We start from the raw sequence: 16,126 nt of genomic DNA, 5'->3' as shown, positions 1-16,126 counted from the left end.
TATGCAAACGCTCACCGCGCCTGTGCTCTATATCGCAGGTAATTACAATATTGACCTCATTATGGGGACCCTTGCGCACTGGCCGGCTCCCGGCACCGAGGTGATGCTGGAACACAGCGCGCTGCGCCCCGGTGGTTCCGCGGGCAACTGCGCGCTGGCGGCCGCGGCCATGCAGATCCCCCACTGCGCCGTCGGCTGCCAGGGAGACGATGCCTTTAGCGCCTGGCTGGCGGCCCGCTTTCCCGGTAGCGCCGAACGCTGGCCGCAGTATCCCTGCGAGACTTCGCTGACGGTGGCGGTGACCCATCCCGACAAAGAACGTTCATTTCTCAGCAACTACGGACATATCACCCGCCTGTCCGCCGAGGATATTCTGGCTCAGCTCCCGACCAGGGCGACGCCCGGCGATATTCTGCTGCTCTGCGGCACCTTCTTATGCACCGCGCTGCTGCCGGACTATCCGCGTCTGCTGGCGACCCTGCGCGAACGCGGTTTTCAGGTGGCGGTCGATACCGGCTGGCCGCCGCACAACTGGGACCGCGCGCTGCGTGAGGCGACCCACCGCTGGCTCGGCGATTGCGACTGGCTGCTGCTCAATGAGGTCGAAACGCTTGGCCTTGCGAACCAGGACGCTCTCCCGGCAGCGGCCCGCAGCCTGGCGGAGCGTCTCAGCGGCCGGGGCGGCTGTATTGTCAAATGCGGCGCCGGGGGCGCCTGGTGGTGGACGGCAGACCAGGGACATCACGCGCCGGTGAAACCGGTCGAGGTCATCGACACCATCGGCGCCGGAGACAGTTTTAATGCCGGGTTTCTTGCCGGTTTGTTAAACGGCCAGTCGGCCTCACAGGCGTTACGTTGGGGCAACGCCGTGGCCGCGTACGCGATCGGTTCATCCCCGCGTCGCTATCCGGACTGGCGAACCTTGCAACACCACATCGAGGAGGTCGACTATGGCCAGCGTTGAACTGCTAAACGTCGCCAAACAGTACGGTAAACAGACGGTGCTGCATCCGCTGGACTTGACCATTCCGGACGGCAGCTTTACGGTGCTGGTGGGGCCATCCGGCTGCGGGAAATCAACGCTGCTGCGCCTGCTGGCCGGGCTGGAAAGCCTGTCCGCGGGAACGATATTGATGAACAACCGCCCGATCAACGATCTCGATCCCGCGGACCGCGATGTCGCCATGGTTTTTCAGAGCTACGCGCTCTACCCCCATCTGACGGTGGCGGAAAACCTCGCTTTCCATATGCAGGTCAAAAAAGTCGACAAGACGACGCAGAAAAACAAGGTTCAGCACATCGCCAGTATGCTGGGGATCGATAAACTGCTCGGCCGCTATCCGCGCGCACTCTCCGGCGGCCAGCGTCAGCGCGTGGCCATGGGTCGGGCGATGGTGCGTAATCCGCAGGTCTTTCTGTTCGATGAGCCGCTCTCCAACCTCGATGCCCAGCTACGTATGGAACTGCGGGCCGAGATCAAATCCCTGCACCAGCGCTTTAACACCACCATGATTTACGTCACCCACGATCAGGTGGAAGCCATGACGCTTGCCGACCAGATAGTGGTGATGCGCGATGGCGTGATCGTGCAGCAGGGGGCGCCGCTGGAGATATACGATAGCCCCTGCAACACCTTCGTGGCGCGTTTTATCGGCTCCCCGCCGATGAATCTGCTGGAGGGGAAGATTCAGCAGCGCGATGGTCAGCCCGGCGTGCAGTGCGGCGAACTGTGGCTGGCCCTGCCTGAACGCTGGTATCCGGCGGCGATGCAGCAGGGTCAGGCGCCGGTGATTGTTGGTCTGCGTCCGCAGGATATTCAGCCTGCTGGCGAAGGGCTGCCGGGGATCGTCAATATTGTCGAGGTCACCGGCGAGTCTACGCTGCTGCATCTCGACTGGCAGGGTTTCCCGATCCACGTCCAGGTCGCCGGGCGTCTCGAGGCGACTCTCCGTCAGCCCTTGCCGCTGGCGGTACGACGCGAGAAAATCCATCTCTTCGATGCCGTCAGCGGCGAACGACTGGCGTCAACGCGCTAAGCCATGCGGGCGGGTTAGTCCGCCCGCATGTTGCGCAAACAGCAGCCGTAGCGTAACCCGGCGATGCCGCTTACCCAGGCGCACGCCATCAGCGCCTCCGCCAGCGATTGCCCCCATCCCACCGCCGCCAGCCCGAGGCCAATCAACACATAATAAGCGAGGCCGAAGATAGCCCCGGCGGTTCCCCGACAGTGACCATAGGCGCTCAGCGCCGTGCCGAGCACCAGCGGGATAGCCATGGCGTAGGCGAAGGTGATGCCGATCATCGGCAGCAGAAACAGCAGCGTGTCCCGCAGGCAAAACAGCGCGATGCTGCTTATCAACTGTATCAGGCAGGCGAACAGCAATATTGCCTCTTCCGCGACGGCTTTGCGCAGCAGCCAGCGATTGCACAATGCCCCGGCCAACGACCCGACGGCCAGCGCCAGACCGCTGTAACCAAAAATCACGCTCCCCTGACGCAGTTGCGCGAAGATGAACGGCGCCAGGCTGTAATAGCTGAACAGGCTGACGTTGAAGGCCGTCACCAGCAAAACCGCCAGGGCCAGTTGCTTATCCGTCGCCATCCGGCGTAACAGCGGTAAAAAGGCGGTGTGAACAGGCTGCGGCGGACGAGTTTCCGGCAGCAGCCAACAGCACAGCAGCAGTAACACCGCGGCCAGCAGCGCGAGGGCCGTCAACACGCCGTGCATTCCCCAGCTGGCGACGATGGCTCCGCCGAGGTAAATGCCTGCCGCCGGGCTGACCGCCAGCGCGAGGCCCGCCATTGAGAAAAGCGCGGCAAGCTGGCGACCATTAAACCGGTCCCGCAGTATCGTCTGGCTCACCACCGATCCCGTTGCCGCACCGAACGCCGACAGCATCCGGGCGGCCAGCAGTAGCGTGAAATCACGTGCCGCCAGCGCCAGCATACAGCCCAGGGCATAGACCGTGAGGCCCGCCAGTAGCGCCGGACGCCGACCATAGCGGTCGCTGAATCGGCCCCAGAACAGCACGCCGACGGCAAAGCCGATAAAGTAAAGCGACAGGGTTTGCGTCGCCTTTGCCGCACTGACGGAAAAATAGCGGCTGATATCGGTCAGCGCCGGACTGTAAATCGTCTCCACGATCTGCGGGAACATCAATAATGCGGTGACCAGCACCATGACCGAACGCCCGAGCATCAGCACCTCCTGAACAAGAAAGAGGCGCTATTGTAGGCGGAGCGTGAATCGTACATTATAAACATAATGACTTTTTATATCGGAAATCGGACATTATGGCCTGGCTCGAAGCGAAAGCGCTCTTCAATCCGGACGCTGTGCATAACAGGGTGATTGGCGTGTGCTCGGCGCTGGGCCAGCATGATTCCGGCAGCCACCGGCACCAGATGGGCCAGCTACTGTTTACTCGTCAGGGCTGCGTGCGGCTGACTCTCGACAACGGCACGCTGCTGTGCCTGCTGCCACCTACCCGGGCGGCCTGGATACCGGCCGGTATGGACCATCGTGCGCAGATGAAAAGCATCGTCGACTATCGCTCGGTGTGGTTTCACCCGACCCACTATCCTGCCCTCCCGCGGCATCCGGCGATCCTTAACGTTGGCCCGCTGCTACGCGAACTGCTGGAGCGAATCGCCGCCAGCCCGTGGGAAAGTGACTGGCGGACCGGGACCGGCTGGCACCTCGCCGCGCTTTGCGAGGCGGAAATATGCAGCGCGGCGCAGGAGCCAATGATGCTGGCCCTGCCTCAGGATAAGCGTCTGGCGCCGCTCGCCGACGACGCGCTGCCGCCGATGCTGCTGCAGCTTGCCGCCCGCTGCGGAGCCAGCGAAAAGACCATCAGCCGGATTTTTCGGCGCGATACCGGCATGACTTATCAGCAGTGGCGGCAGCAGTGGCGCCTGATGAAGGCGGTGGAGCTGCTGGCCACCGGGGAGCGCATTACCGCTACCGCGCAGACGCTGGATTTCGCCAGCGACAGCGCCTTTATCTACTTTTTCCGCACCATGACCGGCATGACGCCGGGGCGCTATTTTTCACCGCTGACCGCACCTGAGCGCTCGCTGCCCGGCGCATAGGGCGGCAGGGTCAGGAATGTGTTTTGCAGCCCTTCCGACCACGCCTTGCGAATGGTATTGAAGTACGGGTCGCTTTCGGTGATGCGATGCTGGCCGGCGCCGCTCAAACTCCCGCTGCGGTACAGCAGCGTGTCCAGCGGCAGGCCAACGGAGAGATTGCTGCGCAGCGTGGAGTCAATCGAGATCAGCGCGCAGCACATCGCCTGCTCCAGCGGCGTCTCCCGGTTGAGCACCCGGTCGATAATCGGCTTGCCGTATTTGCTCTCGCCAATCTGGAAATAAGGGGTATCGTACGAGGCTTCAATAAAATTGCCTTCCGGGTAGATATGGAAAAGGCGATGCGTTTCCCCCGCAATCTGCCCGCCGAGCAGCAGGTTGCAGTTGAAATTGGTGTTGCCGCAGTGCTGCTGATTGCTGCTGTCGCGCTGAATCACCTCCTGCAGCGTTTTACCGATCAGCATCGCCGCGTCATACAACGAGCTGACCTGCATCAGATTAGGCTCCTGCTGAGTCGCAATCCGCGAACTCAGCAGGCTTATGACGCTCTGGGTGGTAGCCAGATTGCCCGCGGACTGCAGCACCATCACGCGCTTCCCCTCCTCGGCGAAGACATGGAGCTTTTTAAAGGTCGCAATATGATCTACTCCCGCGTTGGTACGGGAGTCTGAGGCGAAAACGAGTCCGTCCGCTAAACACATGGCCACACAGTAGGTCATCGTTATTTGTTCCTGCTCTATTGCTGTTGTGCCTGTTGCGAATGGTCGCGCACTTCAGCGTTGGTTAGCATTATTTCCCCGCCGCCGCCCAGCCGGGTACCGCGTACCGGGCAGGCGTCAAGATAGTCCAGCCCGGTCGCCAGCCGCAGATGCTGGTTCAGGTGACGGGTATTATTGGTGATATCAAAAGATTGCCAGCGTCCATTCACCCACACCTCTGCCCATGCGTGCATCGCGACATGCCGGGCATTATCGCTGTAAACATAGCCGCTGACATAGCGTGCCGGGATATCCAGCGCGCGACAGCAGGCGAGGAAGACGTGCGTGTGATCCTGGCAGACGCCTTTTGCCCTGGCAAAGGCGTCTGCGGCGCAGTCCTGCACCTGCGTGGCTCCCGGTGAGTATGGCATTCTCAGCAGCAGGTCCGCCATCAATTGATTCAGGCTCTCCTCCGGCTCGTCGTGGCGATACAGGCGCTGGGCAAACTCGCGGATCCGATCGTCGGCGCGAGTCAGCGGCGTACAGCGTAAATAGACCAGCGGCGAGAGCAGCTCCTCTTCCGCCACATCGCTCTGTTCGCTGTCCTCGGCAATATCCACGATCCCGCTGGCACGGATGGCAATCTCTTTGTGGGGATTGTCGAGCGTTAACACATGCAGGACATTGCCCCACGCGTCGGTGGTCGTCACCGCCGCGCCCTCCGGTAAGGTCAGCGTCCAGGAGGTAATGATTTGCCGCCCGGTGCTACGCGGCGTCAGGCGCAGGTACTGGGTGGAAAACTTCACTTCTTCATCGTAGCCATAGCGGGTCAGGTGATCGATGACCAGTTTCATAGCGCCTCCAGATAAGTTTGTCTGATGCTGTCGGACAGCGCATTAATACGCGCCAGCAGTCCGTTGAGATAACTTTGTAAATCGGCGCCCGCCAGATCGTCGCGGGTGCTAAAACGCAGATCGACATTCAGCTGATGCGCCAGGCGCAGCGGCAGGTGCGAGCGATCGTTGGCGATGTGCTCCAGTTGACCAACCAGATCGGAGATGCAGGCGCGCAGGGAGCGCGGCACATCGTTGCGCAAAATCAGCAGTTCCATCACCGTCTCCCGGGTGACCGGCTGGCGAAAAATACTGTTGTAGGCCTCGCGGGCGCTGACCGCGTTCAGCAAGGTGTCCAGCCGATAGTATTCGCGTACCGAATCCGGATCGTTACTCAGCTGCTGATCCTTGATCAACAGCAGTTGCGTGGTGGCGTAGGCCCGTTCAATCAGGGTGCCGATACCGATAAAACTCAGGGCGTCATTGCGCAGCAGCGTCCCCAGCACCGCGCCGCGAAACAGATGCACCCGCTCCTTCACCCAGTCGAAAAAGCCGTCGGTGCCCAGTTCGCTAATCCCCCGCTGGCGGAGCTGGCGCAGTTCAATCCGCGTGGCGTTGATACACTCCCACACCTCGGCGGACAGGCTGCCGCGAACCGCATGCGCGTTGTTCCAGGCCATCTCCACACAGCTGTATATGCTGTAGGGATTGTTGCCGTCGAGCGCAAAGAAATTGAGCAAATTGCTCATGGTGAAGCGCGCATGTCGCGCCTGAAACAGTTCGTGGGTTAAGGACAGATTGAGCGGCAAGGCCAGGTCTCGCGACTGCTGGCTGTGCCGCGGAATCATCGACAGTTTCCACGTCACATCAAGCACCCGGGCATAGCTTTCCGCGCGCTCGAGGTAGCGCGCCATCCAGAAAAGTTCACTCGCAGTCCGACTCAGCATGATTCATCATCCTCCATCACCCAGGTATCTTTGGTGCCCCCGCCCTGCGATGAGTTCACCACCAGCGAGCCTTCGGTGAGCGCCACCCGCGTCAGGCCGCCGGGCACCAGGCGAATCTCCTGGCCGGAGAGCACAAACGGACGTAAATCGATATGCCTCGGCGCCAGCCCCCCTTCCACGAAAGTCGGACAGGTTGACAGCGCCAGGGTCTCCTGTCCGATATAGTTAGCCGGATTGGTCAACAGACGCTGGCGAAACATCTCCCGCTCTTCTTTGGTTGAGCGCGGCCCCACCAGCATGCCGTATCCCCCGGCGCCATGAACTTCCTTGACCACCATCCTCTCCAGATTCCCCAGCACGTACTGCAAATCCTCCGGCTTGCGACACTGCCAGGTGGGAATGTTGTTCAGTATCGGCTGCTCGCCAAGATAGAAACGGATCATCTCCGGCACGAAGGGGTAGATCGACTTATCGTCCGCCACGCCGGTGCCAATCGCGTTAGCCAGTACCACGCCGCCGGCGCGATACACCGACAGCAGGCCGGGCACGCCGAGCATCGAGTCGGCGCGAAAAGCCAGCGGGTCGAGATAGACGTCATCAACCCGTCGGTAAATCACATCCACCCGCCGCGGCCCTTCGGTAGTGCGCATGTAGACCGCGCCCGATTTAATAAACAAATCGGCGCTTTCCACCAGCTCAACCCCCATCTGCTGGGCGAGGAAGCTGTGTTCGAAATAGGCGCTGTTGAAACGCCCCGGCGTCATCACCACCACGCAGGGATCGTCCACCGGGGAGCTTTCACGCAGGGTTTGCAGCAGATAGCCCGGATAGCGCTCTACCGGCGCAATATGGTGATTTTCAAACATCTCCGGATAGAGACGCATCATCATTTTGCGGTTTTCCAGCATATACGAGACCCCTGATGGGGTTCGCAGGTTATCCTCCAGCACGTAATACTGGCCGTCGCTGTTGCGCACCATATCGACGCCGGTAATGTGGGCATAGGTATTATTGGGCAGGTTTATTCCCTGCATACAGGGCTGATATTGTTCATTGGCCAGTACCTGCTCCGCCGGAATCAGGCCAGCGCGCAGGATGTTTTGCTCGTGGTAGATATCATACAAAAAAGCGTTCAGCGCTTTGACCCGCTGACGAATACCGCGATCGATCTTTTTCCACTCTCCGCCAGGAATAATGCGCGGGACGCTATCAAACGGAATCAAGCGCTCGGTACCTTCATCTTCCCCATACACATTAAAGGTGATGCCGATGCGGTGAAAAAGCAGCTCCGCCTGCTCTTTCTTTTGCCGGATAGAGAATTGATCGGTGTTGTGAAACCATTGCCACCAGGCGTTATAGTGGTGACGCTGCTGTCCCTGCGCGGTCAGCATCTCGTCATAATAATGCCCGTCAGGAAGCGTTATTTTTATCATGGCCGTCTCCTCCGGTTATACTCACGTTGGGGTAACCCCGCAAAGAGATAAGCATTTATTATGCCAGGTAGCTGATGGCGAGAGACGAGTGCAATTCTGCGCAACGCGCCGCTTTATTGTGCAAAAAAATAATCCCCGCAATAGCCGGTGCCACGCCCGGTTTGCACCACCATGAAGCAAATGCCGGGCGCCTGCGCCATCAGGGTTAGATCCCGTCCAGCCAGCGCGCGTAATGCGCCGGCCACTCGACGGTCGGGGTACCGGGGCGCCCCATGGCAAAACCGTGCCCGCCGCGGGCATAGCGATAGAGACTAACCGGGACCTGATGCTGCCGACAGGCGGCGGCCATGATCAGGGTGTTATGCGGATCGGACACCGTATCGTCCTCCGCCTGGGCCAGAAAGCAGGGCGGCGTCTGCGAATTGACATAGGTCTGCACCGACCAGGCGCGGTCAACCGCCTGTGAGGCGTGGACTCCCGCCAGCATCCGGTGCGTCGCGGTATGGCTGTAGGGCGACATCAGCGAAATAATCGGATAAATCAGCGCGGCCTTATCGGCTCGCGCCGGGTGGTCATCGAGGGCATCCTGCGGCGAATAAGCAGCAAAATCGGCCCGGCAGGCGGCCATCCCCAGCAGATGCCCGCCGGCGGAAAACCCCAGTACGCTGACCTGTTTCTCCCGCGCGCGAATCAGCCGCAGCGCCCGCTGGGCGTCCTGCAACGGTGCCAGCGCCCCGGCGCCCCACCCTTCGCCGGGAAGCCGGTAGCTCAGGATGTAGGCGGTATAGCCGCGGGCCGTCAGCCAGCGCGCGGCAGGCCAGGCCTCTTTCGCCATTTCGATGCGTCGGTAGCCGCCCCCGGCTGCAATCAGCACGCCATGACCGCGAGGTACCGCCGGTCGCCACACCGCCAGCTGCGGCCGGGCAATATGGCTGAGCGCGCCGCGCGCAGAGCGCCACGGCGCTCCCGAAGGCCCGCCGCCGCCCGGCGGTTCTTCTGGCCATAAACGGAGCACCTCCTCCCGCAGGCCGCTGGCCTCAACACGTGTCGCCGCCCACAGCGATGCCACGCTGAACAGCAGAAAATGACGTCGATTCACCCATCGTTCTCCTCAAACTTTACTCAACCGCGCACCGCGTTAACCTGGCGCTCTCCACGGCTCTTTTATTCGCCTTTGCCTGCCCGTGCAAGCAGGTAAATTGTCTGTTTTCACGCAAAATGTTACCTGCGACACCCCGGATGACGGATATTCGTCTAAGGTTTTCTGATGGTCAAACGCAGTGGCAAGACCGTCTGAAATGATAAGGAGAATTCCCCATGACGAGATCGGTTTCACGTCTCCCCGCAACATTGCCTTACGCTTTACATCTGGCGATCGGCGGCGCGATCTTCGCTTTATCGATGCTGACCGCCCAGGCCGCGGAAACCAGACCCGTGCCGCCATCCCCGGATGTGATGCTCGGCCCGCTGTTTAATGATGTGCAAAGCGCCAGGCTCTTCCCCGACCAGAAAACCTTTGCCGATGCGATCCCCAATAGCGACCCGCTGATGATCCTCGCCGACTATCGCATGCAAAAAAACCAGACCAGCTTCGACCTGCGCCATTTCGTCGAGCTGAACTTCACCCTGCCGCAAGACAACGATCGCTACGTTCCGCCAAAGGGCCAGACGCTGCGTCAGCATATCGACGGCCTGTGGCCGGTGCTGACCCGCAGTACCGTTGAGGTCGAAAAGTGGGACTCTTTGCTGCCGCTGCCCAAACCCTACGTGGTGCCAGGCGGTCGCTTCCGTGAAGTGTATTACTGGGATAGCTACTTCACCATGCTGGGCCTGGCGGAGAGCGGGCACTGGGATAAAATTGAGGATATGGTGACCAATTTCGCGGCGGAGATCGATGCCTGGGGCCACATCCCCAATGGCAACCGCAGCTACTATCTCAGCCGCTCGCAGCCGCCGTTTTTCTCGTTTATGGTGGAGCTCCTCGCGACCCATGATGGCGATCGGGTGTTGAAAACCTGGCGGCCGCAGCTGGAAAAAGAGTACCAGTACTGGATGAAAGGCGCCGATACGCTGGAACCGGGAAAAACCAACCAGCGGGTGGTGCGTATGGAAGACGGCGCGCTGCTGAACCGCTACTGGGATGATAACGATACGCCGCGTCCGGAATCGTGGCTCGATGATGTCACCACCGCGAAGAACAACCCAAATCGTCCGGCAACCGAGATCTATCGCGATCTGCGTTCTGCCGCCGCCTCAGGCTGGGATTTCAGCTCGCGCTGGATGGATGATCCGCAAAAACTGGGGACCATCCGCACCACCAGCATCGTACCGGTCGATCTCAACGCCCTGATGTTCCATCTGGAGAAAACCCTCGCGCGCGCCAGCAAAGCCGACGGCGACAACGCCAAAGCGGCGCAGTACGATGCCCTGGCCAACGACCGCCAGAAGGCCATGGAAAAATATCTGTGGAACGATAAAACGGGCTGGTACGCCGATTATGACCTCAAGAGCCATAAGGTGCGTAATCAGCTCACCGCCGCGGCCCTGTTCCCGCTGTATGTCAACGCCGCTTCCCGCGAGCGGGCGGCGAAGGTTGCCAGTGCGGCGCAATCGCAGTTGCTAAAACCCGGAGGATTAACCACCACCACCGTGCACAGCGGTCAGCAGTGGGACGCGCCGAACGGCTGGGCGCCGCTGCAGTGGGTTGCCGCCCAGGGGTTGCAAAACTACGGCCAGCAGAAAATGGCGGTGGAGGTGAGCTGGCGCTTTCTCAGCAATGTCCAGCATACCTACGACAGTCAGCAAAAGCTGGTCGAAAAGTATGATGTCAGCTCGACAGGCACCGGCGGCGGCGGCGGTGAATATCCGTTGCAGGACGGTTTCGGCTGGACCAACGGCGTGACGCTGAAAATGCTGGATCTTGTCTGCCCGCAGGAGAAACCGTGCGATTCACTGCCGGCCTCGCGCCCGCTCGACAAGGTGGAAAAAACCGTTGCCACCGTCAGCACCCAGCCAGCCGCCAACGATGCCATCGCCGGAGCGGATAAAAAAACGGCGCCGTAACTCCTCCCGCGGCGGGCCCACCGCCGCGTTTATTTCTCCCCTCCAGGCCCCAATCGCGTTAGTCTGCTGTTTTCAGGTCGCCCGCGTTGATGGAAGACTCTTATGTTGATTGACGATATCGATTTTGCCCGCCTCTACCAACAGCAGCTTGCTCTGGCGGGGCGAAAAGAGAAACCGCCCGCCCACTGGGATGCCCGGGCGGAACACATCGCCATCGTCGATGCCCCGGTCATCGACAGCTATCTGCGGCAACTGCTGGCAAAAATCGATTTGCACGGCGCCAGCAGCCTGTTTGATATGGGATGCGGGCCGGGTACCGTCGCGCTGGCGCTGGCCAGCCAGCTCAACGAGATCTGCGGCGTCGATTACAGCCAGGGAATGCTCGATGTCGCCGCTCGTCGGGCTACGGCGCAAGGCGTTCGCCACGCGGTCTGGCACCAGCGGGCGTGGGAAGAGAGCTGGGAGGGGCTGCCGCGCTGCGATATCGCCGTGGCCTCCCGTTCCACCCTGGTGGCGGATATGCGCGATGCGATGCAAAAGCTCGATCGTCAGGCGCGACTGCGGGTCTACACCACTCATCTGGTTAACCCTGGGTTTACCTCGTCGACTATCCTGCGCGTGCTGGGACGAGACAGCGCGACGCTGCCGAACTATATGTATGCCGTGAACGTGCTGTATCAAATGGGGATTCATGCCAGCGTCGACTTTATTGATGGTGACCCTCAGGATAACAGCAGCTATCCGCTGTTTGAGCGCAACGTGGTGGCGGCGTTCGGCGCGCTCAGCCCGGCGGAGCGGGAACGTCTCGCACGGTGGTATCCGCAGCAAAACCCGCAGACCATTCAGGTTGATGCCCGGGACTGGGCGCTGATCGGCTGGAGTTGCCGTCGCTGAACATGTTCCCCACCTGAATTCACCGGCGCGGGCTCCCCCTCTTTTCCCCGGGGCGCATAAAGCGCCCATTACGTAGCATCATCCTGATATTTATCATGGTTTTTCCCAGCGGGCGTGACAAAAACCGGCTTGATCTCGAGAAAGCAAACGATAATAATTCGCATTACATTTTTACGAAAGATGACACTTTCGTTTTTACTGCGTAGCGGCGTACAGGAGTACCAGGCTACATCAACTCAGGATTATGTCATGACCGCTCGCGTCATCTGCAAACGCCCGGCGCTGTTATACGCGCTGGCCGCCGCCTTCCCGCTTGCCAGCCTGGCGGAAGAGACGGTTATCGTCACCGCGCAACCCGTCGACTCGGCGGTCTCGCCAACGCAGGGCTATAGCGCCAGAACCTCCACCGGCGCGACAAAAACCGATCGGCCGCTGATTACCACCGCGCAGTCGGTCTCGGTCATCACCCGTCAGCAGATGGCGGATCGGGGAGCCAATACCCTCAGCCAGGCGCTGGAATATACCCCAGGGGTTTACTCCAGCTTCGGCGGCGGCACAACCCGCTTTGATACGGTGTCGTTGCGCGGCTACCACGGCGGCGATGTTGATAACCTGTTTCTCGACGGCATGCGCCTGATGAGCGATGGCGGTAGCCACAACGTCCTGCAAATCGATCCGTGGTTTATTGAACGGGTTGACGTCATCCGCGGCCCCTCTTCGGCGCTGTACGGTCAGAGCGTGCCGGGCGGGGTGGTGAATATGACGTCGAAACGTCCGCAGTTTGCCCCGGAAGGCCATTTCCGTCTCAGCGGCGGGACGCAGAACACCAAAGGGGCCGCCTTCGATTATACCGATGCCCTCAACGATCAATGGGCTTACCGGGTTATCGGTATGACGCGCACCAGCGACACTCAATACGATAATACCCGCGAAGAGCGCTATGCCATTTCGCCTTCCCTGCTCTGGCAACCGGATACCGATACCTCGCTGCTGCTGCGCGCCTACCTGCAAAAAGATCCGTCGGGCGGTTATCACGGTTCGCTGCCGCTGGACGGCACCCGCTATGCCCACAACGGGCGTAAGCTCGCCACTGGCACCAATGAAGGTGACCCGTCAGACGGGTATCGGCGCCGCGAGCAGATCTACAGCTACGAGTTTACTCATCAGTTCAATGACGTCTGGTCGGCCTACTCCGCCGGGAGCTATACCCACACCAACGTCTCGCTGGATCAGGTGTATCAGGTCGGCTGGATTGACGGCAGCGACAGCCTGGCGCGCGGCTACAGCGGCTCGCGCGGCTCGCTGGATGCCTGGTCTACCGATAACCGCCTGCGCGCCGATTTCACCACCGGCGAGCTGGCCCATACGCTGATCGTCGGCGGGGAGTATCACCGTTTCCGCAACGATCTGTGGACCGGCGCCGGCAGCGCATCACCCCTCGACCCGTTCAGCGGCTATACCGCGCAGAGCGGGCATACCGTGACCTACAGCAATAACAATAACCGCCGCTATGAGCAGACTGGGATCTATCTGCAGGACGAAATGGTCTGGGAACGCTGGCATCTGGATGTGTCCGGTCGGTACGATCGCCTGGTTTCGCAACAGGTCAGCAATACCTTCGGCACCTCCAGCCGCCGCGCCGATGGCCATATCAGCGGCCGGGCATCGCTGCTGTATGCGCTGGAAAATGGCCTTTCGCCGTATCTGAGCTATAGCCAGGCGATTACGCCAGCCATGTTGCCGGGTGCCAACGGAACGCTGCTCAAGCCCACGACCGCAGAGCAGGTGGAAGCGGGGCTGAAATTCCAGCCGCCGGGTACCGCCGATATGTACAGCATTGCCATCTACGATTTGACGCAAAAAGATGTGGCGACGCGCGATCCAAATATTGCTACCGCGACCTTTATTCCGGCTGGAAAAGTCCATTCCCAGGGCGTGGAGCTGGAGATGCGCAACCAGATTACGCCTGAGCTGAGCACCCTTGCCTCCTACACCTGGAACCGCTTGCGCTTCCAGGACACCAAAGATGGCACCAACGCCAACACGCCGCAGCTGACGCCGGATCAGATGGCCTCGTTCTGGGCGCGCTATCAGTTCCCGGCCGGCATTAGTGCAGGGGCTGGCGTACGCTATATCGGCAAGCAGTGGGCAGATGATGCCAATACCGAGCGCCTGCCGTCGGTCACCTTACTGGATGCGATGGTGCGCGCCGACCTCGGCGTCTGGTCGCCATCATTGAAAGGAGCTTTTGTGCAGGTTAATGCCAATAACCTCGGCGATCGGGCGTTTGTCTCCGGCTGCTACGGAACCGGCAACTGTTACTGGGGAGCCGGGCGCAGCGTGATCGCCACCGTCGGCTACGACTTCTGAGAATTGTCTGAAAAGCGTTCCGCTCGCGCTGTGCTCTGCGGATAACACCGGGCGTGTCCCGGTAAACGCAGCGCGAGCGGAGGCGATTACATGGCGTCGAGCGCCTTCTGCAGCTTCCAGATATAGCGTGGGGCCTGCGGAGCCGGATGCTTTTTCACCACGTGCTCGAAGAACTCATCGGCATCCAGAGTGTTGATCTCGTCAATCGCATCCTGACGATTCGCGGAGAAGGTGCGCAGCAGCGCCCCGGCGCCGTTAGCGTAGGAGACCACTACCGCATAGCGCATCACCTGCGGATTTTTAATCCCGGCAAGCGGGCCATTTTCAAGGATACTCAGATAGGCCGCGCCCATCGAAATATTACGTTCGGGATTTTTCAGCTCGCTGACCGATGGTTCACCGCGCCAGCCCATGCGCCGATAGACATCGCGCCCGGATGTCGAGGGTTTCAGCTGCATCAGGCCAACCGCTCCGGATTTACTGATGACCGTCGGGTTGCCGCCGGATTCAATGGCGATAATCGCCGTCACCAGCTGCGGGTCAACGCCCCACGCCACGCCGGCTTTTTCACTGACAGGCATCCACTGCATCGCCCGCTTAACCGGAACTTCAGCGTTCCACGGCGGGTTACGGTAATCCTGTTTTGAGCTACAACCGGCCAACAACACAACGATAAAAACACACCATCTCAATTTCACACATCTATCCTTATTGGCTGAAGTTTGCCGCCTGGAGATGACAATAATCGCTCCAGGCGGCATGATAACCCTTTCATTCTTAGCAAGGAATTGTCATGTCTCAGTTTTATCTGGTCGCCCCTTCAGGTTACTGCGTCAACCAGGAGGCAGCGCACCGCGGCGTTCAACGTCTGCAGGAAGCCGGGCATCAGGTCCTGCACCAGGAGGTCATCCCCCGCCGCCAGCAGCGGTTTGCCGGAACTGAGCATGAGCGCCTGAACGACATAAACCAGCTGGCGACCCTCGAAGGCGCTAATCGCATCGTGATGGCGGTACGCGGCGGCTACGGCGCCAGCCGCCTGCTACCGCACATCGACTGGCAGGCGCTCATTGCGCGCCAGCGGCAAAACCCGCTAATCATTTGCGGACACAGCGATTTTACAGCGATTCAAATGGGCCTGCTGGCCAAGGGTAGCATAATCACCTTTAGCGGTCCGATGCTGGCCGGTAACTTTGGCGCCGAAGTCATGGACCCGTTTACCGAACAGCACTTCTGGCAGGCGCTGCGCAGCCCGGAATTTACCCTCGAGTGGCAGGGCGACGGACCGGATTGCCGGGCCAAGGGGACCCTGTGGGGCGGCAATCTGGCGATGATAACCTCGCTGATTGGCACGCCGTGGCTGCCGCAAATCAGCAACGGTATTCTGCTGCTGGAAGATATTAACGAGCATCCGTTCCGCGTCGAACGGATGCTGTTGCAGCTGCTTAATAGTGGTATCCTCGCCGCTCAGCGCGCCATTGTCCTCGGCAGCTTTACCGGCGCCCGGCCTAACGATTACGACGCGGGCTATGATTTACCGCAGGTCTGCGACTATCTCCGCGCGCAGCTCGCTGTTCCTCTTATCAGCGGGCTGGACTTCGGCCACGAGCAGCGGACCGTGACCCTGCCCCTCGGCGCGAACGCGCTGCTGGTGAACAACGCGGCCACCACCACCTTAACGCTCAGCGGGCATCCGGTACTGACCGAATAAAAACATCGGTTACACATTTTCGGATACTCTGCGGGTTGTTAAAATAATGTCACTTTCATAAAACCTTTACGCCAGTAAGGAGTACGTC

General features: G+C 60.4%; 14 protein-coding genes. 7 read left to right on the top strand and 7 right to left on the bottom strand.

The genetic code is table 11. The annotated features are described in order from the left end of the window. The first annotated feature begins 1 nt into the window (after window position 1). Together Electrica_RS09765 and Electrica_RS09760 are read left to right on the top strand one after the other, a co-directional pair. On the top strand, window positions 2-964 hold the full coding sequence (locus Electrica_RS09765) for a carbohydrate kinase family protein (protein ID WP_141964372.1): 963 nt from the start codon (window positions 2-4) through the stop codon (window positions 962-964). Then, window positions 951-2,036, top strand: coding sequence for an ABC transporter ATP-binding protein (locus tag Electrica_RS09760; RefSeq protein ID WP_100682384.1), 1,086 nt, complete (start codon window positions 951-953; stop codon window positions 2,034-2,036). Before Electrica_RS09765 ends, Electrica_RS09760 begins: the two co-directional genes overlap by 14 nt. Window positions 2,037-2,050: 14 nt before the next feature. Here the strand turns inward: Electrica_RS09760 and Electrica_RS09755 are convergent, their stop codons facing one another. Further along, complete coding sequence (locus Electrica_RS09755; RefSeq protein WP_141964371.1) at window positions 2,051-3,199, bottom strand: Bcr/CflA family efflux MFS transporter; 1,149 nt, start codon at window positions 3,197-3,199, stop codon at window positions 2,051-2,053. A gap of 95 nt (window positions 3,200-3,294) precedes the next feature. Between Electrica_RS09755 and Electrica_RS09750 the strand changes: the two genes are divergently transcribed. Beyond that, window positions 3,295-4,095, top strand: a complete 801-nt coding sequence (locus Electrica_RS09750; protein WP_141964370.1) for an AraC family transcriptional regulator — start codon at window positions 3,295-3,297, stop codon at window positions 4,093-4,095. Here Electrica_RS09750 and Electrica_RS09745 read toward each other — a convergent pair. The 5 genes from Electrica_RS09745 to Electrica_RS09725 all read right to left on the bottom strand — a co-directional run bounded on the left by Electrica_RS09745 (window position 4,047) and on the right by Electrica_RS09725 (window position 9,102). Then, on the bottom strand, window positions 4,047-4,811 hold the full coding sequence (locus Electrica_RS09745; RefSeq protein ID WP_100682383.1) for a proteasome-type protease: 765 nt from the start codon (window positions 4,809-4,811) through the stop codon (window positions 4,047-4,049). The two genes, Electrica_RS09750 and Electrica_RS09745, sit on opposite strands and share 49 nt — an antisense overlap. Before the next feature lie 17 nt (window positions 4,812-4,828). Next, a complete protein-coding gene (locus tag Electrica_RS09740; RefSeq protein ID WP_131047824.1) occupies window positions 4,829-5,644 on the bottom strand; it encodes a transglutaminase family protein in 816 nt (271 codons plus the stop codon). Beyond that, entirely contained in the window at window positions 5,641-6,570 is a 930-nt protein-coding gene (locus tag Electrica_RS09735) for an alpha-E domain-containing protein (protein WP_100682381.1), read from the bottom strand. Before Electrica_RS09735 ends, Electrica_RS09740 begins: the two co-directional genes overlap by 4 nt. Next, on the bottom strand, window positions 6,564-8,003 hold the full coding sequence (locus Electrica_RS09730) for a circularly permuted type 2 ATP-grasp protein (protein WP_141964369.1): 1,440 nt from the start codon (window positions 8,001-8,003) through the stop codon (window positions 6,564-6,566). The genes Electrica_RS09735 and Electrica_RS09730 overlap by 7 nt, the downstream gene beginning before the upstream one ends. Before the next feature lie 205 nt (window positions 8,004-8,208). Continuing rightward, a complete protein-coding gene (locus Electrica_RS09725) occupies window positions 8,209-9,102 on the bottom strand; it encodes an alpha/beta hydrolase (RefSeq protein WP_141964368.1) in 894 nt (297 codons plus the stop codon). Between the two features lie 218 nt (window positions 9,103-9,320). Between Electrica_RS09725 and Electrica_RS09720 the strand changes: the two genes are divergently transcribed. The 3 genes from Electrica_RS09720 to Electrica_RS09710 all read left to right on the top strand — a co-directional run bounded on the left by Electrica_RS09720 (window position 9,321) and on the right by Electrica_RS09710 (window position 14,330). Further along, entirely contained in the window at window positions 9,321-11,066 is a 1,746-nt protein-coding gene (locus Electrica_RS09720; RefSeq protein WP_141964367.1) for an alpha,alpha-trehalase, read from the top strand. A 102-nt stretch (window positions 11,067-11,168) separates the two neighbouring features. After that, window positions 11,169-11,960, top strand: coding sequence for a methyltransferase domain-containing protein (locus Electrica_RS09715; RefSeq protein ID WP_141964366.1), 792 nt, complete (start codon window positions 11,169-11,171; stop codon window positions 11,958-11,960). 249 nt (window positions 11,961-12,209) lie between these two features. After that, window positions 12,210-14,330 carry a TonB-dependent siderophore receptor gene (locus tag Electrica_RS09710; protein WP_167686231.1) on the top strand — a complete coding sequence of 707 codons (2,121 nt, stop codon included), beginning with the start codon at window positions 12,210-12,212 and terminating at the stop codon, window positions 14,328-14,330. Window positions 14,331-14,416: 86 nt separating this feature from the next. On the opposite strand, the gene emtA is transcribed toward Electrica_RS09710, so the two are convergent. Continuing rightward, entirely contained in the window at window positions 14,417-15,028 is a 612-nt protein-coding gene (gene emtA, locus Electrica_RS09705) for a membrane-bound lytic murein transglycosylase EmtA (protein WP_131047819.1), read from the bottom strand. Between the two features lie 95 nt (window positions 15,029-15,123). On the opposite strand from emtA, the gene ldcA reads away from it, so the two are divergent. Further along, window positions 15,124-16,038, top strand: a complete 915-nt coding sequence (ldcA, locus tag Electrica_RS09700) for a muramoyltetrapeptide carboxypeptidase (protein ID WP_100682374.1) — start codon at window positions 15,124-15,126, stop codon at window positions 16,036-16,038. Window positions 16,039-16,126 lie beyond the last annotated feature (88 nt).

This window comes from Klebsiella electrica, from assembly GCF_006711645.1.
Classification (GTDB): Bacteria; Pseudomonadota; Gammaproteobacteria; order Enterobacterales; family Enterobacteriaceae; genus Klebsiella; species Klebsiella electrica.
This window is presented reverse-complemented; position numbering and strand designations above follow the sequence as displayed.